The following is a 20,694-nucleotide window of genomic DNA, read 5'->3' on the forward strand; positions in this document are numbered from 1 at the left end:
CATCACGCTCTAAAATTAAGTAATTAAATTTACAAATAAATTAAAAAGTGGGAAAGGTCTTCGATGGTTTCCTTTCGGGAGTTATATTAAATCAATTAAGTTTTAAATAGCATAATATGAGGCATTCGTGGCTAAATATAGCCCCTACGAATTTCAGAAAGTACTCGCTACCATCAATGCGATAAAACCTTGAATAGAAGCCAATGAAAAAGGCGCATTGAGCGCCTTTTTATCTTTAACGGGTAATCACCAACTCATTGATTTTACTCAACCGTAACCGATTTAGCTAAGTTACGTGGTTGGTCAACGTCAGTGCCTTTAATTACCGCTACGTAGTACGACAGTAGCTGCAATGGCAAGGTGTAAACAATTGGCGCAATAATGTCGTCAGTGTGGTTTACGTTGATTACACGCATTGTGTCGTCTGATGCAAAGGCTGAATCTTTATCTGCGAATACGTAAATAATACCGCCACGTGCGCGTACTTCTTCTACGTTTGATTTAAGCTTTTCTAGCAATTCGTTATTAGGTGCGACAACAATAATTGGCATGTCGGCATCTATAAGCGCGAGTGGCCCATGTTTTAGCTCGCCAGCGGCGTAGGCTTCTGCATGAATGTACGAAATTTCTTTAAGTTTAAGCGCGCCTTCCATTGCAATTGGATATTGCGAACCACGGCCTAAAAATAATGAATGGTGCTTGTCGGCAAACTCTTCTGCAAGGTCTGCAATGCCATCAGCGAGTAATAATGTTTCTTCAAGCTTAGCGGGGAGTACTTTTATAGCATTTACAATTGCACTTTGATCAAGCTGTTTTTCTTGAGCTATAGACGCAGTAAGCATTAATAAACCAACTAATTGCGTAGTAAACGCTTTAGTCGATGCCACGCCTATTTCAGCGCCAGCTTTGGTCATAAAGGCAAGGTCTGATTCGCGTACAAGCGATGAGCCAGGTACGTTACAAATGGTCATTGATGCCATGTAACCTTGCTCTTTAGCTAGGCGTAATGCCGCTAGCGTATCGGCCGTTTCACCCGATTGAGAAATAGTAACAAGTAGGCTGTTTTCGTGTACAAACGACTGACGGTATCTAAATTCAGAAGCTATTTCTACATTACAGCTAACACCGGCAAATTGCTCAAGCCAGTAACGTGCAACCATACCTGAATGGTAAGACGTACCACAGGCAATAATTTGTACGTGTTTTACATCTTTAAATATTTGCTGAGCGCTTTCGCCAAAGGCATCAATTGCTACACGATCGTCGTTTAAACGCCCTTCAAGGGTATTACGTACAGCAAGTGGCTGTTCGTAAATTTCTTTTAGCATGTAATGGCGGTAATCGCCTTTGCCTGATGCATCTTGCGTAATGTTTGATTCAATCACTTCACGCTCAACGGCGTTACCGTTTGCATCAAAAATTTCGACTGTGTCGCGGGTAATACGCGCTACGTCGCCTTCTTCTAAAAAGATGAAGCTGCGAGTAACAGGTAATAATGCAAGTTGATCAGACGCAATAAAGTTTTCACCAAGGCCCAAACCAATAACAAGTGGGCTACCTGAGCGCGCTACAATAATTTCGTTGTCGTTGTCTTTATCAAATACAACGGTACCAAAAGCGCCTTCAAACTGTTTTACAGCAGCTTGAACAGAGGCTAACAATGTAGTGTGTTGTTGGCGTAATTGATGAATTAAATGCACCATAACTTCGGTATCGGTGTCTGATAAAAATTCATAGCCGTCACCTTTAAGCGCAGCACGTAAGCTTGCATGGTTTTCAATAATACCATTGTGGACAAGTGCAAGCTGGCTATTTGAAACATGTGGGTGTGCATTGGCTTCTGTTACGCTACCGTGTGTTGCCCAGCGAGTATGTGCAATACCTGTATGACCGCTAACACCGGCTTGTTCAAGAGCCGCTTCTACGTTAACTACTTTACCGACTGCTTTTACGGTATTAAGTGTATTGCCATCAAGCAAGGCTACGCCTGCTGAGTCGTAACCACGGTATTCAAGGCGTTTAAGGCCTTCAACTAAAATTTTATTTACTGGGCGTTCTGCAACTGCCCCAACTATTCCACACATAGTGTCTCCATTAATTTTTAAATACTTGCTACTGAGTAGCTATTGTATGATCTCTGCGCAAATTAGTTTTACACCACACGCCTCAATTGCTTTGCGTTTATCGTCAGCTAAGCCGTTGTCGGTTATTAATGTGGTTACTATTTTCCACGGTAATTCTAAATTTGGTATTTTTCGGCCAATTTTGTCAGATTCAACCATTACGATTACTTCACGAGCAGCTTTTGCCATTACTTGACTCAAGCCCACCAACTCATTAAAAGTGGTTGTGCCACGTTTTACATCTATGCCATCAGCACCAATAAATAGCTGATCGAAGTCGTAAGAGCATAATACATTTTCGGCAACTTGCCCCTGAAATGACTCAGAATGCGGGTCCCATGTTCCACCGGTCATCAAAAGTGTTGGTTCGTTTTCGAGTGCTAACAAACGACTAGCCACTTTAATGGCATTAGTCATAACAACGAGCCCGCGCTTATTTGCAAGCTCAGGGATCATCGCAGCAGTAGTGCGCCCGCTATCTATAATAATGCGGTTATGATCTTTTATAAGCTTTGCTGCAGCTTTTGCTATTGCGACTTTGCGCTTAGAATCTATTTCATCGCTAACAATCTCTTTTGGTAGCGCAATAGCACCACCGTAGCGGCGCAGCAATAAGCCACTTTTTTCAAGCGCGGTTAAATCTTTTCGAATGGTTACTTCGGAGGTTTGAAACTGCTGTGCTAACTTTTCAACCACGACTTCACCTAGCTCATTAACTTGAACCAAGATATTGTGACGACGTTGCTGTGTGTTTCGTTTAGTCATAAATTAAGTTTCGTTTCGAAAGTTAATAGATTTTAAACGAAACGATTCAAATGGCAAGATGTAGATCAAAAAAAGCGCAAAATGCGCTTTTGGTTACTCTGGAAAATTCATATATTATGTAAGTAATTGCCCACTTAAAATACATTTAACAATTGCATGTTGTCGGTTTGTGCTGTTTGTTTTTCTAATACAATTTGTTAGATGAAAATCAACGGTTCTTTGACTAATACTTAGAATTTGGCTTATTTCCCACGATGTTTTCCCCATGGAAGCCCACTGAATACACTCTTTTTCTCTTCGCGTTATCTTAACGGCATTGCTGCTAAATACTCGCCTATACGCTTCAAAGATTTCTACCAAGAATATTCGCCAATAGTCACCCATAACTTGAATGTTATGTGATTCAACACTCAAACTTGGCAATTCAATCACCAAGCAGGCAAACTTGTTATTGTGTAAGCTTATCGGAATAATTAGTGTAAACTCGCAGCCCTTGCTGAGTTCACTAAGTTGAATCGTTTTTACTTCATTGACGCAATAACGGACCAATTCATTATTAGACTTAATGTTATCCAAAAAAGCATCATTAAAATTACCAAAATGGCTCACATCAAATTGAAATAAGTCAGAGAGTTCAAAAATAACAATCCCCATTTGAACATAGTTATAAGTATTCTTTATATCTAAAAAAAAATTATTAAAACTACTTACCGAATTTATTAGACGAATTCGAGTGTGAAGCTCATTTATGTTAACCATGGCCATAACTCATCTAAGATTCTTTTCTGCACAATATAGGATATATTACACAATTAGAGCTAGGTGAATCATTATCACTAAGTTGTAAGGTGTCATAACCCGCACTAACACCATCTATACTTGCTAGCATTAAAAGAGCAGAAATGGCTGTAAAGATTAAAGATTTCACATAAATATTTTTCATAGTAGACCCTTATTAGGTAGTTGCTTAGTTGTTATATGCTTCACATCAAATTTGAGCTAGAAGAGGCAATATATCAATAACAAACTAAAAACTTTTTCGTAACCTAATGAATCACACTCATAAATCACTGAATTTTAATGGAAATTATTTCACTATATTTATTTCCTAAACTATCAACTACAACTAAATTATTTATTTTGTCCACATGAAATTTTGGTCTAATCACACTAAAGTCAAAAGTTTTAGAGCTTAGGCTAGAGCCATCAACATCATCCACATCAATTTCATAGAATGTCGTATTTATCAAGTTATGGCCACTCCAGAAAATTTTACCATTCACAACAGTCCAATTCGTATACTTCTCTTTCGACACACTTATTGGCAATAGGGCCATCGCTTTTAGATTCACATCATAATGATACAACTGTCCTGTATTATCACCTAATATATAGTCGCCTTTAAATTGTCGGACAAAACGATAACCCTCAAAAATGATAGATTTAGTTTTTTCTTTAATAAAATATTCAAAAACCAACCAGTCGCCATTACTTTTTTTACTATATAAAATAGATGTTTCATCATCTGAAAAAGCAACGTCACCTATTATTTCATCTACTTTAGATATATAGGTTAAGTTATTATTAAACGTATTTAGTATAGTAATACGACCTTGGAGTTTAAGTAGCACATATTGCCCAGACAAAGATGGCGCTATCAACTCAAGTGATTTTTCCGTGCTTAAAAACACAACCTTTTCTTTAGGTTTTTCCTTTTGATAAAAAGCTAAATCGCTTACACCTTTAAGCTTCTCGATCATCCAAACCTTATCTCCTATGGGTTGATAATCGATAATACTACTTTGTCCTGATTGTCTTTCCTGAATCAATTCAATATTTTTAAAGTTACTTAAAGGCAGTTTTTTTTCAATGATTGTATTGATTATGTCGTTATCTCTAATAACAAGTAGCATGTTTGGGCTTACCACATCAAATGAAACAACACCTTTGTTTTTATTAATTATGTTATCTAAGCGCCCTGTTCTAACATTGATTTTAGCCAGCTTCTTATCATCTAATAAAACGATATGTTCATCGTCAAGCCACTGAACACTATAAATAATATTACTCTGCTCATAATTGAAAAGAATACTTCCCGTATTTAGATCCAATACCCTTATACCATTACGCTTACTATCCATGTAAACCCTGAGTACAACTAACTGACCAAAATTCGGTGAAATATCAGCCCGGCTATCATGAGCCCCTTTTTGAGCAACAGAAGTAACCTCTTCGATTAAACCTGAACCTGCATTTAATCTATAAATAAGCATTGCACTTTCGAGACTCTTTTGCCCCGAGAAATAAATAGCACTATCTTTTATACCTATAAAAACATCGGCTATAAAAGAAAAGTGTGTAACTAAAACATCTATGCCATGCTCTTTACTAGTAAGATCTATCCGCTTTAGCGATGCCACCCCATCTAAATTATCAGAGAAGAACAAATGGCTTCCATCATGTGAAAAAGCTAAACCTGTAGGCAGAATCGTATTATCTACAAGCACCTTTATAGCTTGGCTTTGTTGATCCTTTATGTAAATTTGGAAATTATTTCCACGGCTTAATTTACTTGTAAATGCGATGTATCGACCATCATTCGAAATCGCGACTGATGTTTTATTTGAGTCAACTGTGCTGACTACCTCAGTGACGACTGAAATTTCATGATCTTCTTTTTTCGCCAATAAATAGGCTAATGAAAATACGAAGATGGTTACTATAATAAGAAATAGAAAAGCCTTACTTTTACTAACTTTATTGCGAGCTAAACTTTCTTCGCTTTTCTTGTCTACAAGCGGAGCAACTTTAAATACGGGACAAATTAATTTATACCCTCGTTTGGAGAGGGATTGAAGGTATCTAGGGTTCTTATGGTCATCGTTCAATACTATGCGGATTTTGCTTATAATTCGCCTTACAGCAGCATCAGAAACACAGCGGTCTTTCCATAAATTTTCATGTAATTCATCCATTGATATGTAACGCTCATGATGTTCAATAAAGTACATCAATACAGCGAAAACTTTTGGTTCTAGTACAACAGACTGCTCATTTACTTGAAGAGACATCTCTTCTGTGTCTAAACAATATTCACCAAACCTAATTAACATAAATGAAGCCGCACTTAAACCTTAACAGTCCCTTAACAAACAATATAGTAACTCACTGCAATAGCAATTGCCACAAAGTTTTAAGTAATTGATTTTTTTATAAGTTATGTTTTAGTTACCCATATATCACGCATTAATTATTGCAAAACCAAAACACCATAATAGGCTGTATTTTTTAATTCAAAGTTATAGGGTACAGCCAATGCATAACAACATAAAAAATGAAAAACATGCAATTACTGCTCACAGAACAAATGACGGATTGATAGAAATTACAAGCTTGGAGTTACTTGATGCGCTTGTAGGAGGGTATATCAGTCCAGATGAGGTGTATTGCCAAGTAAAGGATAATGACGAAAAATCTAAAATCGCGACAAACCACGAAGGTATTAATTAATGGAGGCTACACTTTATAAACAATATCATCCAAAATTAAAACGGTTTACTGAAAAGCGAGACTTAACATCTTTATCAAATCTCGAAAAATGGTGCAAAAAAATGTGCATTGCTTTTGATAGTGATATTCTCAATCAGAATTCTGATTCCAATGAAACTCTACACTGGCTTATCAATACTTTTCCTCTCATTTTAGCTTATCAAGGAAAAACACAAGAAGCCGAACAATTTTTACATCGTGCCATTTCCTATTGGTCAGATAAATATATACAAAATAAACAGAGTCAAAATTTAGTTCATTTAATAGATCCAACCATTAACTTACTGCGGCTTTACAAACTCACGAATCAGAAATCTGCGTTTCAATCATTAATGAATGAAATAGCTATTATCGCAAATCAAGACAGAGCAAACCTCGGAGGTATAACTGTAAATGAAGAAATTTTAGGTGAGCAATGGCACACACTATATGCAGCTACACTTGATGAGCTTTTGAAATTCTATATTTTAGAATCAAATTTTAGTGAAGTACTTAAGCTTAAAGCAATAATTCCTGAAAAATTGAAGAATAGCGATGTGTATTTAGAAGCAAAAGTAACAGCTTTAATAGGCTTAGGAGAATATGAAGCTGTAATTCAGCTTTGTTGGCAACAAATAAATAAAACAACATGCATTAAGAATGGGGTGTATAGCTTTCGTCTCTATGAGGCTTTCATGGGGATGGAGAAAATTAATAAAGCAAACACCGTTATGAAACATTTAATCTCAACGATGGAAAAAACGCCTCTTGACTCCTTATTATTATTAACTTTTTCATCAAATCTAATTGAAATTGAAAAACTACCCCCATCTTCTTATCTTGTAAAAAAGACTCTAAAAAAATATATAGAAATAAATGATGAATTTAACTACGGCATGACTCTTTGTAATTTACAAGATAACTACCCAAGTGAATTAAATAAAATAAAAATAAACGAATTGTACAAAAAAACAGATTATATAGCCCTAGTAAAAAGAATAGAAAAAACGATAAAAATAAAAGAAATAAAAGAAACTAATAATTACTTAGAAAGAATAAATTCATATTTAAATGATTTTTTATTAAGAAGCTAGTAAATATTACAGTTATCAGATCATATAAAATTAGTCATAGTAGTTTCACCTCCTTGAAGAGGTACTAACATTTAATAAAGGAAAATAAAATGACTAAGAAATTTGAAAATATCGAAAGCCAAGAAATTAAATTAAACGAATCAGGTGAGGTTGAACTAAGTGAAGAGCTAGCTAATGCAGTTGCAGGTGGCTTTTCTCCAGAAGAAGAAGAAGAAGAAGGTATAACAATCAACTTTGGCTGTAAATCTAAAGATAGCAACTAAAATAAAATGGGGACTGCTTATTAAAAGCAGCCCCATACACAAGGAATATCATGTCTAATGTGCAAAAAGTAAAAGGTTTTTCTAGACAACATCTTGCAAATAGCCTTACAAATAAAAAATTCCAACTTATACTTTTCCCAACTGAACAATGTAATTTTCGATGTGTATATTGCTATGAAGATTTCGAAATAGGAAAAATGCCTAATTGGTTGGTGGAAGCAACAAAAACTTTAATTCGTAATAAGATTCCAAAACTGGAATTCTTATCTTTAAGTTGGTTTGGTGGTGAACCTTTATTAGCTAAAGATATTCTTTTTGATATAGCTGAATATAGCTTATCACTCGCTGAAAAGTATGGATGTAAGCTTACAGGTGATTTAACTACTAATGGCTTTCTGCTTGATATTAAAACACTTACAAGATTAGTAGAACTAAAACAAAACAGCTTTCAAATATCTATTGATGGTGACAAAGAGTCGCATGACAAAACTCGATTAACACGAAGTGGTCGTGGTAGCTTTGATAAAATTTGGACAAGATTGCTAGATGCGGCAAATACCGATTTAGGTTTTTCCATAACACTCAGAGTTCATGTAACTGATTTAAACCATGAGAGCGTGTTAAAATTTTGCGAACGCTACGATCAAACTCTCCAAAAAGACAATCGATTTAATCTGCTTTTTCAAGCAATTACTAACCTTGGTGGAGATAATCAAAAAGTGATAACGGATTTAACATCAAAAAAATCCGCCGTTCATTTAGTGAAAGAACTAACACAACGATACACAGTAAAAACTGGAAGCATCAATCCTGATACTAATTATATATGCTATGCCGGTAAACCAAATTCAATTGGGATTAGAGCAAATGGCAATCTTAACAAATGTACAGTTGCTTTAAATGATGACAGAAATGCCGTTGGAAAAATTAACCCCGATGGAACATTGACCTTAAATAATGAAAAATTTAGTACGTGGGTTAAAGGTTTTACTACGCTTGATAGCTGGCAAATGGGTTGCCCTTTAAGCTATATGAATAGTAACAGTGTTGTTGGCGATATTGCTGTTAAGAAAGTAAGTTAACAACATGTCAATTGTTAATATGTTCAGAAAAGAAGCACTTAGAAATCAATACAAATCTAGCGATATAGGTAAGTCACTTATAAAACAACCTAAAATCATTAATAATTCAATTTTTATTTTAATCGCTATATTTTTATTTAGTTTTTTTATTATTAACATTTTAACTTTTTCAACGAGTAAAAATTTAAGTGTAAAGGTATCTCCAGAAAACTATACACCCATTATTTATAATGAAGTTATAATTATTAATAAGCACCTTGCAACAAGTGGAGAAAGTGTAAAAAAAGATCAGAAAATATTATCTATATCTAAATTAAATAATGAAAGTGAACTTAACACTGATTTTATACGCTCTCCAATTGATGGTTTTTTCTTTCACTCTGAAACCGAAAATAACATAACAAAACCTTTTGAGCCTTTAGGCTACATATTAAACACACCACTTGATAATGAATTATCTTTTTGGATATTAAAAAATGAAAAAACAAATATAAATATAAACGATAAAGTAAAAATAATTGCTAATGAGGATATATTAAATGGCATTGTTACAATGATTATTGGAAACAAGTCTAATGATAAAGAGAAAAAAGTATATTTAAAATTAGAAACTAGAAATTATACTCAATTATCCCCTTCTGCTGATATAAAAATACTTCTCACTCAACAATCTGAAAAAGTTATAAACTTAATTAAATAGTGAAAATTTAAATGCGGCTAACCGATTATATTGACTTTAAACCATCAAAATTACCACTTTTTTTACAAAGTGAAGTAGCTGAATGTGGAACTACTTGCATAGCTATGATTGCTTTTTATCATGGCTACAAAGTCAATATGCTTGCTATGCGACAACGCTATCCTGTTGGAACTCAAGGGATAACTGTTAAGCACATTTTAAAAATAGCCGATGATATTGGCCTGTCTGGCCGAGTGTTAAAATTAGAGTTAGGGCAGCTCTCAAAACTAAAGGGACCTGCAATATTACATTGGAACTTTAATCACTTCGTCACCCTAGCTTCTGTTAATAGATCTGGAATAGTCATCCATGACCCAGCTAAAGGAAAGATCAAACTTGACTGGAAACAAGTATCTGAAGCATTTACTGGAATAGCCATTGAACTTACCCCATCATCAGAGTTTATCGTCGCTGATGAGCGAGTAAAAATGCCGCTGAGAGCATTTATTGGTAATATTGAAGGATTGGCATCGTCTTTATTTAAAATATTTATTATTGCTTTGATTCTACAATGCTTTCTTCTTATATCCCCATACTATATAAGAATTGTAATAGATCATGGCATACCGCTTTCTGATAATGGAGTACTAATATGGCTGCTGATTGCTTTTATAGCTATCACCTTATTAACAACTTTCAGCAATATTGTTCGCTCTGCTGCAATTTTATATTTAGACAAAAACTTAGGCTTTCAAGTAAAAGCTAATATTCAGCGCCATTTACTTCATTTACCACTTTCCTTTTTTGAATCTCGCCATGTTGGAGATATAAAATCAAGGTTTGAAGCGTTTAATGAGGTCCAGCGCATGATCAGTCGTGGATTTATTTCTGCTATTGTTGAAGGGCTTCTCGGCATTACAACTTTAATCATTATGTACACTTACTCCCCAACTCTTGCTTTAGTATCTGTATCATTTCTCTCTTTCACATTACTTCTTAGGCTTTATTTAACCAATAAAGAGAATAAACATTTAGAACAAGTTTTGTCTAAACAAGCAAAAGAGAATAGTCACTTCTTAGAGACCATCAGAGCAATTATGCCTATAAAATGCTACGTAAAAGAAAGCACAAGACTTTCTTCGTGGCTTAATTTATTTGCTGATACAACTAATGAAAATATAAAACGTGAAAAGATCACTATAGCAGCAGAAATTAGCCAAGATTTAGTGAGTAAAATAGAGTATTTAATTGTTATTTTTATTGGTGCCACATTAATAATAAATAAAGAGTTCACAATAGGGATGTTTATTGCGTTCCTAGCTTATAGGCAACAATTTTCAAGCAGCACACAAACTCTTGTAGATCATATATTTAAGTTCAAGCTTGCTTCAACTTACTTGCGTAGAATGTCTGATATAGTGATGCAAAGCCAAGAGCAAGAACCCCCCCAATTATCGATAACAAAAGAACACGTTAAAGGGCATATCGAAGTACGCGACTTACATTTTAGATACTCAACATCTTCTCCTTGGTTGTTTAAAGGAATCAATTTTAAAATAAATGCAGGAGAATCAGTCGCAATTATTGGCCGTTCCGGTTTAGGGAAATCATCACTACTTAAATTGATGACTGGATTAATCAAAGCAGAACAAGGTGATTACTTATTAGATGGGCATTCGATAAACATGCTTGGAATGAGAAACTTTCGTTCAATGTGTGCAACTGTCATGCAAAATGATCAACTACTAAATGGTTCTTTAATTGAAAATATTTGCTTCTTTGAACCAAAACCCGATCTAGATAAAATCACAGAAGCTGTTAAAGGCGCTGCAATATGGCATGAAATTCAGAGCATGCCTATGGGTCTACATACTCAAGTTGGTGATTTAGGCAGCTCATTATCAGGAGGTCAAAAACAAAGATTGCTTTTAGCGAGAGCACTTTACAGCCAACCCGTCATTTTGTTTTTAGATGAAGCAACTAGCCACTTAGATGCCATTACCGAGCTACAAGTCAATCAGTATTTAAAATCAAAGAAAATCACACGGATTAGCGTTGCTCATAGGCAAGAAACAATACAAGCCGCAGATAGAATAATTGATCTCGAAGAATTAATTAAAAACCAAACGTTAGCTCAAGCTGTGTAATTAAATTACACACAAAGTATAACAAAAGGAATAATAATGAAAATCACATCCAAACTAATCTATCAAGGGTTGATAGGTTTATCTGCCATTATGCTACTTTCAGGGTGGCAACTTGGGTTTGCAGATAATACAGAGGTTATCTCTAAAGGTTCAGTTACGATTGCGAAGGTTGAGCGCGGAGACTTTTCGATTAAAGTTGAGGGGTATGGATCACTGCAATCAATTAATAAACGGTTACTTACCGCAACAAGTAATGCTGTAGTAGACGAAATAAAACTAAAAGCGGGTGCAGTGGTTAAACATGACACAGTAATCCTTACTTTAAATAACCCTGGAATAGAAAGTAAGCTGCGCTTAGCATTGGCAAAACTTAAAAATGCCAAGACCCAAAAGCGACAAACCGTATTACTACAACAACGCGAGATGTTAAATAACGAGTCAACCGTATCTGAACTAAAAGCACAATCTGAAATAGCCATGTTGCAAGTTGAAGCTGAACGTACATTAGCTAAATCAGGTATTGTTTCAGGGATCAGTGCCAAAAAAAATGAGCTAGAAGCCAAGCAGTTATTAAAACGTATTTACCTTGAAGAATCAAAGCTTGATAAGTTAACACTGATGCAAAAAGAAGCCCTATCGATTCAAGATGACTTAATATCTCAAGCACAAGACGAATTTGATGTCGCAAAATTAATGGTTGAACAACTCTCAGTTAAAGCTGGAATGAGTGGCGTAATTCAACGACTACCTCTAAGTTTAGGACAAAGTGTCACTGCGGGCTCTGAACTGGCGTTAATTGGTAGTCTTTCCCCTTTAGTTGCTGAAATTAAGGTGCCACAAATTCAAGCCCATTTAATTAAAATGGGTATGAAAGCAGAAATCAGTACTTTGAATGACCAAGTGCGCGGCCAAGTCGTACGTGTTGACCCTGTGATCAGCGACGGCGCTGTACAAATTGATATCGAACTCGAAACTGCAGAGTCAGACACAATGAAACCCATGCAGCAGGTCGATGCAACCATTTTTGCAGATGTACAAAAAGACGTGAACTACATTAAACAACCCGCTGGCACAAATGAAGGTAGTTATGATTCATTATTCAAGCTCACACTTGATAACAAAGCAGTCAGAGTTAAAGTTCAATACGGTAAAATATCAGGACAATTAATCCAAGTATTGTCAGGCTTAGAACCTGGTGAGCAAGTTATTATTTCTACATTAGATATCCCCGCTGAAACAACAACAATAAAAATTGCTGGTTAAGGAAAAACATGAATACTGAAATTTTAAGAGTTAATAACCTAAGTAAATCTTTTTCTAATGGTGAACAAGTAAGCCAAATTTTAAAAGGGATTAGCTTTACAGTATACGACGGTGAGTTTATTTCTATATCTGGGCCATCTGGTTGTGGTAAGTCAACGTTACTCAATATTATGGGGCTGCTCGACACACCCCAAAGTGGTGAATATTATATTGATGGCTTGTTAGTCTCTGATATGGATTCAAACCAACGAGCAAAAATACGCGGTAATCGAATTGGTTTTGTATTTCAATCATTTAATTTAATTGATGAAATGACCGTACTTGAAAATGTAGCACTACCACTGAAGTACCGTGGAGATTCTTTATCATCTCGCCATGCACGAGCCTTAGATTGCCTTGAAAAGGTAGGCCTGGGAGATAAAGCAGATTTACATCCGAATCAAATTTCCGGCGGTCAGCAACAACGCGTATCGATCGCACGCGCATTAGCTGGTGATTCTGGCATCATGCTGGTCGACGAGCCCACTGGTAACTTAGACTCAAAAAATGGCGACGCAATCATGGCGTTAATTAAGGATCTTAACCAGCAAGGTACCACTATTGTATTGGTTACCCATGACCCGCGTTATGCCAATATGGCTTTGCGAAATATCCAGCTAAAAGATGGCGCAGTCGTTACTGAACACAATGAGCTTAATATAGAGGCTTCACAGCCATGCTAAAAACAGCTTATAAAACATTTAAACGTGCTAAACAGTATTACTTTACCACTGTATTTACATTGGCTCTTACGCTATCTATGGTCATTAGTTCTTTCAGTTTAGTTGATTTGGTATTTTTCTCTCCTTTACCCTATCAACAAAGCAATAACTTATATTTACTTGAAGGTACAATAAACTCTAAAGGTTACTCTGGACCTGCAAGTAACTCAAAAGTAATGAGCTATATACAAGACGAAAACACCATTTTTACTGATGTTGCTACTTACCATAAGTGGACTGATTATAAACTTTTAGATCAACCTAATAGACCCGAAATAGACGTTATACTCACCTCACATAATTTATTTGATTTACTTGGCGTAAAACCTCTACTTGGTCGGTTATTTAACAAAGCGGAATCACTCGGCACAAAGCAAATGTCTGTGATACTAGGATACCGTGCGTGGCAAAACCACTATAATAGCGACCCTAATATTATTGGTAAAAAAATACAGCTGAACCAACGTCGTTTTACTGTTATAGGCGTCGCACCTGATGACTTGGTATTACCTACATATAGCAATATAAATGATGCTATTTGGTTACCTATTGATGCTGATGAAACCTTTAATCCTAAAACATCCAATGGCTTTATGGGCGCATACAAAAGTGTTGTTAGGTTCAAACCTGCAATATCAGATCAAGAAATCAGTAAACAATTAAGTGAATTATCGCTCAAAGGCGCACAGCTGCACGCTCCTAATATTTTAAAAGACTTTACAGTAAATGCGCGTGTCATCGCATTCAGTGAAGCATTGAAAGGTGACAGTGGAAAAGTGGTTTTAATGCTTTTGTTAGGCGTGTGCTTACTGATGTTAATTGCACTTATCAACCTTTCTAGCATGCAGCTGGCAAAAGCGATTACACGAATAAAACCTCTTGCTATTAGCTTTGCATTTGGCGCCAGTAAAAAACAACTAATTATTGAAACATTAAAGCATAATATTTTACTTATCAGTATTGCAGTACTATTGGCTTTAACTCTTACTCAGATAGGGTTCATGGTTATTCAAAATCTAGCAGCTGACGCTATTCAACGCTTGGACACGCTTTCTTTGAGTATAAATACCATGTTATTTTCAGTATTTTTAATTGTAAGTATTGCCTCTCTTTATTCGTTTATAGAGCTTAGCGTTGTGAAAGAAAGAAATCTAATGGACAGCCTACAAAGTAGCGGTAAGGGAACCGGTAAACAAATGAGTTCAGCGACAAGTCACTTACTTGTCGGTTTGCAAATTTTATTTTCATTTTTAGTATTAACCACCGCTAGCCACGTAGTTTTAGTTACGCTATCTGAAGCACTAAGAGATAACGGTATAAATACACAAGGTAAGTACTCCTTGACCATTAATTACAGCAATATTGATAAATCTGCCGAACGTATTAATTTACACAAAGCTATTCGTCAAAAGCTACTTGCGCTGAATAATGTGAGCAGCTTAGCTGTTTCATCAGAAATGAGATTACCAAAAACGGTTAACGTTAACCAAATATATAACGAAGCAGGACAGTATATTGCCCAAGCACGCAATAGCTTAGTAACAAGCAATTACTTTACTGAGCTAAACCTAACGATAACGGGTAAAGGCTTTGCCAAAGGAGATGAGGAACTCGAAAACCCACCGATTATTATTAATCAACGCCTCGCTAGCTTGCTGAATAAAAACAATAGTGAAGTGCTAAACAGTAAAGTTAGCTTTGACAATAAGAGTTATTTTTCAATTATAGGTATTGTCAGCAATACTTATGTTCCAGGTAGCCCTGAAAGTGAAAATTATGAAGTATTTACCCCTAAAGATTATCCAGGGTGGCGCCAATTTTCGTATCTACTCACTGTTTCAAATGAGAGTGTAGCATTTTCTCAAATTCAACAAACTGTTATCGATACCGATAAGCGTTTAGATATAAATGATTTAACTTCTTTAACCGCTCAGTTTAATGAGAAAAGACAGCGCCACTTAAATGCGGCATGGTTGGCTATTGTATTAGCATCAACATCACTACTTATGGTGTGTATTGGAGTAAACGGTATAGTCAGCTACTTAGTTAAAGTGCGCAGATATAGTTTAGGCGTTAAACTTGCTATGGGCGCTGATAATCGTAGGCTACTAAAAGAAAGCTTATTTGAGCTAATGCAACCTATTACAATGAGCTTAGTACTTGCTTTCTCTACCGCATTTTTAATTATAGGCTATTGCATGTCATTACCTAGTATTGACCTGCCTATAAACTGGTGGTTAACACTGACAATTTGGCTTGGACTATTCATATTGGCGATTATCGCCAGCTTTTTCCCGATCAGCCAAACATTAAGACAAGATCCGATTAAGGCGTTAAGAAATGAATAAATTTTACCTTATTGTAGCGCTATGGTTAATTGCCCCCTCACCCGTTGAAGCTATTGAAAAAGATAATAGTAAATGGGCAAATCTCATAGAGTCTACGGGGCAAGAAACTATTTCATTATCACCTGATGGGGAACAGGTTTTATTTTTACACCAAATTAAATATCCATCTATAAAGTACTTATCTCAACAACGCATACAACTAGCTGGTCTGGATTTTTATACTAATTTATCGAGCAGAGTTGATACTAAACAATATAGCCGCGCTACTTTATTTAACATTTCAAAAAATTCTAGAGAAGAAATTAAGACGGTAGAAGGAGTGATTGTCGATTTTAATTGGTCTCCTGATGCTAAAAAAATAGCTTTTTTAATTCAAAATAACACCAACACACATCTATGGTTACATGATGTAATTAAAAATGACTTTAAAAAATTAACTAACATTAATTTATCTACAAGCCTTGGCGACAGGCATTTAAGGTGGCTACCTAATGGTCAAGCTATTATAGTAAAAAAACGTAACTCGCCGATAAAGTCATCTGAATATATACGTAAAAAACCCAATTTATTGTCATCTGATCTACAAACAGATCAAGGACGGACCCACCAAAGCTTATTAATAAATGACGAGATGAAGAATCAGTTTATATCTATAAACCAAACTAAGTTAGTAAAGGTTAATTTAAATGGTGAAGTTTCTATTTTAACGGAAAGTAGTTTATTAAATTATTTTTCAGTATCCCCTGATGGAAATTATTTACTATATTCAATGCTGCCCAATAAACTATCATCTTATTTACCTTATAAAAAATGGGGTAGGTCTTATAATGTCATTAACATAGAAAGTCCCACTGCCATATACAACCTACCAAATTTAAACGATAAGATTAACCTACCTAAATCTAAAGACAGTGTTCCTATTGGTGCTAGGTTGGTCAAATGGCTGCCGTCACACGGTTCCACTATCAGCTGGGTCGAAGCGAGTGATAAAGGAGATATGTCTTTACCACAAATCTATCACGATCATATTTATAAGTTGGAGAGCCCATTTTCAGGCAATAAAAAATTGATACACCAAGTAACATGGAGAGTTCACGATGTATTATGGGGTTTATCTGGTACAGGAATACTTCAAGATTGGCGTTATGATAGTAAGCAGGCAAGAACAACTTTAATTAATGCCCAAACTCCTACGAGTACTTTAATCCATCAAAGAGATTATCGGGATAAATATAATGACTTTGGCGACCCACAAACTTTACGCACACCTGCCGGATATGAAGTTTTAGTTGAACAAAATAATAACTTATTTTTCTTTTCCTCTGGTCAAAGTAAAAAAGGTATAAGACCAATAGCTAAACATTACAATACATTGAGCAACCTTAATAAAACAATATTTTTAAGCAATGCTGAACATATAGAAATGCCTTTATGGGTCGCTAATAATACCTTAATAATACAGAAACAAAATAATTCAAGCGCACCTCAATATTACGCATTAACGAACAAAAGTTTTAAAAAAAAGGTCTTACTTTACTCTAGTGAAAATAAAAATAAACTTACTAATCAGCCAGTTAATATTAGCTACAAAAGAAATGACGGATTAGATCTCACTGGAACACTACATTTACCTAACAGCTATAATATATCAGATAAAATTCCTGCTATTTTATGGATTTATCCTGATGAGTTTAAAAATAAAAAGCTTAGTCAACAAAATACCGTACGAACGAATTTATTTAGAGAATTTGATCCGCTAAGCCCACTGGTATTTCTGCATGACGGTTTTGCCGTTTTCGAATCTCCCTCAATGCCAATCACCTCATTTGATGGAAGCGAACCTAACGATGACTTTATTAATCAAATTCATTTAAATGCCAAAGCTGCTGTAAATGCTTTAGAGAAAACTGGTCGTATTGATGTGCAAAAATTAGCGGTTATGGGCCACTCTTACGGAGCTTTTACTGTAGCAAACTTACTTGCGCATACCGATCTATTCAAAGCTGGCATTGCACGAAGTGGCGCTTATAATAGAACCCTAACACCCTTTGGGTTTCAGGGAGAAAAACGTAATCTATGGCAAGCAAAGGAAACATACATTAATATATCGCCTCTAATTTACGCAGATAAAATAAATGAACCATTATTATTAGTCCATGGTGAAAGCGATCAAAACTCTGGCACCTACCCAATGCAGTCAATGAGAATGTATCAAGCATTAATTGCTAATAAAAAAACAGCTCAGCTAATTATGCTCCCGTATGAAGGGCATACCTATCAAGCTAAAGAAAACTTATCCTATTTACTCACACACCAATCTGAATGGATGAAGAAGTGGCTCAACACTTCAAAATAATATGTTAAAACAATTTAATTCAATTACTAAAGAGTTACTTGAAGAGCGCAAAGCCGCTCAAGAAATCTGCCGCCTATTCAATAAAAGTCCGAGCAAAGGCAACTTAAAACGTATTAGAGAGTTATTTTTGGAATGTGGTGAGGGCGTTATAATTGAAGCTGGTTTTCACTGCGATTACGGCAATCAGATCACTATTGGTGATCGTACTTTTATAAACATTAATTGCACTGTATTAGATGCACCAATTGATGAAGGTGCAATAACGATTGGCAGTGACTGCTTAATTGGCCCTAATGTTCAGCTATTAGCAGTATCTCATGCAGTTGAGCCCAAACAAAGACTACAGAAAGAAAACTTTGCAGCACCAATAACTATAGGTAATAACGTATGGATTGGCGCAGGAGCTATTGTTTTAGCAGGTATTACCATTGGCGATAATAGCGTGATTGGTGCCGGCTCGGTAGTCACCAAAGACGTAACTGCTAATACCCTGGTTGCAGGAAATCCAGCACAAAAAATACGTGATATTTAATAGTCACGCAATCTTTATGACGAAAAGTTAATACTGTGTTACTTTTAATTTAACAAAAATGCAACTCGTACTTAGTGATGTTTCTAAATATTGTTTTTATTATATTCTTACTTTTTTCTTATCCGGTATCGGCAAGTGTTTGTGAGCAGGATAAATCGGTTGATATAACGAGTGACATTTTAACCTGCAAGCAAAAAATCAGTAAACTCAAGCCACACTCAACAGCATCATTTGAGGCTAAATTAGAATTAGCTGTACTGTATAGGCAAGCTGGTGATTTAGCCTTAGCAAACTCCGAGCTTGAGCAACTACTTAGCCAAAGTTTAAGTATTTCACAGCAATATCATGTAACACGACAACTTGGTATTAATGCATACAGACAAAGAGGTTATATTCAATCTCTTACTTATTTTCATAAAACACAAAAGCTTGCTACGCAGTTAAAAAACTTAAGTTATGAAGGTCAAACATCGAATGATCTTGCTAATGTATATCAAGCGCTTGGGGATTTAGACACCGCTTTAACTTTATTTTTAAACAGTTACGACATTGCTAAGCAATTAAACGACTTAAAACGCCAAGCCGTTACTTTAAATAATTTAGGTAATATATCGCGAGATATTAATCAATTAGATGATGCTATCGTGTCATTTCGACAAGCACATTTACTACATACACAACTTGGCAATCAAACAAAGGCAAACCATACGCTGATAAGCTTAGCTGAAGTGTTTTTTAAAAAGTTACAGTTTGATAAAGCTATAAATCTTATAAATTCAACGCTTACGCAGTTAAACAATAGCGGTGCACATACTCAAGCTTCACGCGCCTACTTACTACTCGCTGAAATCGCTTTAGCTCAAAATAAACTTAATGAGGCACATAAATGGCTAGCAACACAAAAACGTACCCGTAGCCTTATTCAAAATGACAAAGTCGACCAACGGGCGCTATTAATAGAGGCAAAATTAAAACAACTAGAAGGTAATGACACTGAAGCACAAGTGTTATTAAAACAAGGGTTAGCCAAAAACCACAATCAAAACAGCCAACTAACAGAGTTATTTTACATCGCACTCGCTCAGTCACAACAGCAATCAAAACAATACCGTGATGCGCTAAGTACGCTTGAAGATTACAATACAATGTTACGCCAAAATCGAACAGATACGGCCAATCTATACCAGCTACGCTTGAAGCAAGCCGATATTCTCCCAAATAAGCCACAGCATAATTATTTCACTCTTTATAATGTATTCGCGGTATTTAGTGCCTTTATGGCAGGAGTGTTGCTCAGCTATAAATATTTAGCACAAATAAGCAAACCTCCAAATACAGTGAATAACGCCGCCCCCAACGAAGCTACCGACACAGAGCAAGACACTCGCCAATTAATTGTAGAAGTTATGACGCTATCGCTGAGTATTTGGGAACAAACAAGCTCAAAAACAAGAATTGAGCTTGCAGAAGAAAGTAAAATGTGGAAAGTAAACATTGATGATGGTCGGCTGCGGGTGCGTACATTAGAGCGTTATTTAGCGATTAAAACACTGCCTAAAAAACCTCGCTGGCGTAATATAATAAAAACCGCACATTATGTTATTAACCACTGCAATGAAGAGCATGATGATTTACATAAACTAAAACAACAAGTACAAAAGCTTGAAGTACTTGCTAAAACCTCACCTCACTATTTAACCTGAACTCTGGTTAAGAGATTTACTAACATATTGAATCATGGTGATATTTAAAT

General features: G+C 35.6%; 17 protein-coding genes. 12 read left to right on the forward strand and 5 right to left on the reverse strand.

Translation table 11 applies throughout. The features are described from left to right. Nucleotides 1–263: 263 nt before the first annotated feature. From glmS to AOR04_RS17265, 5 genes are all read right to left on the reverse strand, one after another. Nucleotides 264–2,084: a glutamine--fructose-6-phosphate transaminase (isomerizing) gene (gene glmS, locus AOR04_RS17250; RefSeq protein ID WP_096794004.1), complete on the reverse strand. Its 1,821-nt coding sequence runs from the start codon at nt 2,082–2,084 to the stop codon at nt 264–266. 39 nt (nt 2,085–2,123) lie between these two features. Then, a complete protein-coding gene (locus tag AOR04_RS17255) occupies nt 2,124–2,888 on the reverse strand; it encodes a DeoR/GlpR family DNA-binding transcription regulator (protein WP_096794005.1) in 765 nt (254 codons plus the stop codon). A 114-nt stretch (nt 2,889–3,002) separates the two neighbouring features. Beyond that, entirely contained in the window at nt 3,003–3,647 is a 645-nt protein-coding gene (locus tag AOR04_RS17260) for a helix-turn-helix transcriptional regulator (protein ID WP_157770556.1), read from the reverse strand. 13 nt (nt 3,648–3,660) lie between these two features. Beyond that, on the reverse strand, nt 3,661–3,831 hold the full coding sequence (locus AOR04_RS21610; RefSeq protein ID WP_157770557.1) for a hypothetical protein: 171 nt from the start codon (nt 3,829–3,831) through the stop codon (nt 3,661–3,663). Nucleotides 3,832–3,955: 124 nt separating this feature from the next. After that, the gene (locus AOR04_RS17265; RefSeq protein ID WP_096794007.1) at nt 3,956–6,001 is read right to left on the reverse strand and encodes a winged helix-turn-helix domain-containing protein; all 2,046 of its coding nucleotides are present in this window, start codon (nt 5,999–6,001) and stop codon (nt 3,956–3,958) included. 202 nt (nt 6,002–6,203) lie between these two features. Between AOR04_RS17265 and AOR04_RS17270 the strand changes: the two genes are divergently transcribed. The 12 genes from AOR04_RS17270 (at nt 6,204) to AOR04_RS17320 (ending at nt 20,644) form a co-directional block, all read left to right on the forward strand. Continuing rightward, nucleotides 6,204–6,398, forward strand: a complete 195-nt coding sequence (locus AOR04_RS17270; RefSeq protein ID WP_096794008.1) for a hypothetical protein — start codon at nt 6,204–6,206, stop codon at nt 6,396–6,398. Then, the gene (locus AOR04_RS17275) at nt 6,398–7,510 is read left to right on the forward strand and encodes a hypothetical protein (RefSeq protein WP_096794009.1); all 1,113 of its coding nucleotides are present in this window, start codon (nt 6,398–6,400) and stop codon (nt 7,508–7,510) included. The genes AOR04_RS17270 and AOR04_RS17275 overlap by 1 nt, the downstream gene beginning before the upstream one ends. Before the next feature lie 89 nt (nt 7,511–7,599). Continuing rightward, nucleotides 7,600–7,773, forward strand: a complete 174-nt coding sequence (locus AOR04_RS21615; protein ID WP_157770558.1) for a hypothetical protein — start codon at nt 7,600–7,602, stop codon at nt 7,771–7,773. A 50-nt stretch (nt 7,774–7,823) separates the two neighbouring features. Further along, nucleotides 7,824–8,855 (forward strand): radical SAM protein, encoded by a 1,032-nt coding sequence (locus AOR04_RS17280; RefSeq protein WP_232525489.1) that lies wholly within the window; start codon nt 7,824–7,826, stop codon nt 8,853–8,855. A gap of 4 nt (nt 8,856–8,859) precedes the next feature. Further along, nucleotides 8,860–9,555, forward strand: a complete 696-nt coding sequence (locus tag AOR04_RS17285) for a hypothetical protein (protein WP_096794011.1) — start codon at nt 8,860–8,862, stop codon at nt 9,553–9,555. Between the two features lie 11 nt (nt 9,556–9,566). Continuing rightward, nucleotides 9,567–11,681, forward strand: a complete 2,115-nt coding sequence (locus AOR04_RS17290) for a peptidase domain-containing ABC transporter (RefSeq protein ID WP_096794012.1) — start codon at nt 9,567–9,569, stop codon at nt 11,679–11,681. A 36-nt stretch (nt 11,682–11,717) separates the two neighbouring features. Further along, complete coding sequence (locus AOR04_RS17295) at nt 11,718–12,944, forward strand: efflux RND transporter periplasmic adaptor subunit (protein WP_232525490.1); 1,227 nt, start codon at nt 11,718–11,720, stop codon at nt 12,942–12,944. Between the two features lie 8 nt (nt 12,945–12,952). Next, on the forward strand, nt 12,953–13,666 hold the full coding sequence (locus AOR04_RS17300) for an ABC transporter ATP-binding protein (RefSeq protein ID WP_096794014.1): 714 nt from the start codon (nt 12,953–12,955) through the stop codon (nt 13,664–13,666). Next, entirely contained in the window at nt 13,660–16,053 is a 2,394-nt protein-coding gene (locus tag AOR04_RS17305) for an ABC transporter permease (RefSeq protein ID WP_096794015.1), read from the forward strand. Before AOR04_RS17300 ends, AOR04_RS17305 begins: the two co-directional genes overlap by 7 nt. Continuing rightward, on the forward strand, nt 16,046–18,409 hold the full coding sequence (locus AOR04_RS17310) for a S9 family peptidase (RefSeq protein ID WP_096794016.1): 2,364 nt from the start codon (nt 16,046–16,048) through the stop codon (nt 18,407–18,409). Before AOR04_RS17305 ends, AOR04_RS17310 begins: the two co-directional genes overlap by 8 nt. A 1-nt stretch (nt 18,410) precedes the next feature. After that, nucleotides 18,411–18,941 (forward strand): sugar O-acetyltransferase, encoded by a 531-nt coding sequence (locus AOR04_RS17315; RefSeq protein WP_096794017.1) that lies wholly within the window; start codon nt 18,411–18,413, stop codon nt 18,939–18,941. A 77-nt stretch (nt 18,942–19,018) separates the two neighbouring features. Further along, complete coding sequence (locus tag AOR04_RS17320) at nt 19,019–20,644, forward strand: tetratricopeptide repeat protein (RefSeq protein WP_096794018.1); 1,626 nt, start codon at nt 19,019–19,021, stop codon at nt 20,642–20,644. The last annotated feature ends 50 nt before the right edge of the window (nt 20,645–20,694 follow it).

The organism is Pseudoalteromonas sp. 1_2015MBL_MicDiv (assembly GCF_002407505.1).
GTDB classification, from domain to species: domain Bacteria; phylum Pseudomonadota; class Gammaproteobacteria; order Enterobacterales; family Alteromonadaceae; genus Pseudoalteromonas; species Pseudoalteromonas fuliginea.

Coding starts and splice junctions, on each gene's coding strand:
- glmS (WP_096794004.1), bottom strand. CDS start 2,084: ATGTGTGGAATAGTTGGGGCAGTTGCAGAACGCCCAGTAAATAAAATT.
- AOR04_RS17255 (WP_096794005.1), bottom strand. CDS start 2,888: ATGACTAAACGAAACACACAGCAACGTCGTCACAATATCTTGGTTCAA.
- AOR04_RS17260 (WP_157770556.1), bottom strand. CDS start 3,647: ATGGTTAACATAAATGAGCTTCACACTCGAATTCGTCTAATAAATTCG.
- AOR04_RS21610 (WP_157770557.1), bottom strand. CDS start 3,831: ATGAAAAATATTTATGTGAAATCTTTAATCTTTACAGCCATTTCTGCT.
- AOR04_RS17265 (WP_096794007.1), bottom strand. CDS start 6,001: ATGTTAATTAGGTTTGGTGAATATTGTTTAGACACAGAAGAGATGTCT.
- AOR04_RS17270 (WP_096794008.1), top strand. CDS start 6,204: ATGCATAACAACATAAAAAATGAAAAACATGCAATTACTGCTCACAGA.
- AOR04_RS17275 (WP_096794009.1), top strand. CDS start 6,398: ATGGAGGCTACACTTTATAAACAATATCATCCAAAATTAAAACGGTTT.
- AOR04_RS21615 (WP_157770558.1), top strand. CDS start 7,600: ATGACTAAGAAATTTGAAAATATCGAAAGCCAAGAAATTAAATTAAAC.
- AOR04_RS17280 (WP_232525489.1), top strand. CDS start 7,824: ATGTCTAATGTGCAAAAAGTAAAAGGTTTTTCTAGACAACATCTTGCA.
- AOR04_RS17285 (WP_096794011.1), top strand. CDS start 8,860: ATGTCAATTGTTAATATGTTCAGAAAAGAAGCACTTAGAAATCAATAC.
- AOR04_RS17290 (WP_096794012.1), top strand. CDS start 9,567: ATGCGGCTAACCGATTATATTGACTTTAAACCATCAAAATTACCACTT.
- AOR04_RS17295 (WP_232525490.1), top strand. CDS start 11,718: ATGAAAATCACATCCAAACTAATCTATCAAGGGTTGATAGGTTTATCT.
- AOR04_RS17300 (WP_096794014.1), top strand. CDS start 12,953: ATGAATACTGAAATTTTAAGAGTTAATAACCTAAGTAAATCTTTTTCT.
- AOR04_RS17305 (WP_096794015.1), top strand. CDS start 13,660: ATGCTAAAAACAGCTTATAAAACATTTAAACGTGCTAAACAGTATTAC.
- AOR04_RS17310 (WP_096794016.1), top strand. CDS start 16,046: ATGAATAAATTTTACCTTATTGTAGCGCTATGGTTAATTGCCCCCTCA.
- AOR04_RS17315 (WP_096794017.1), top strand. CDS start 18,411: ATGTTAAAACAATTTAATTCAATTACTAAAGAGTTACTTGAAGAGCGC.
- AOR04_RS17320 (WP_096794018.1), top strand. CDS start 19,019: ATGTTTCTAAATATTGTTTTTATTATATTCTTACTTTTTTCTTATCCG.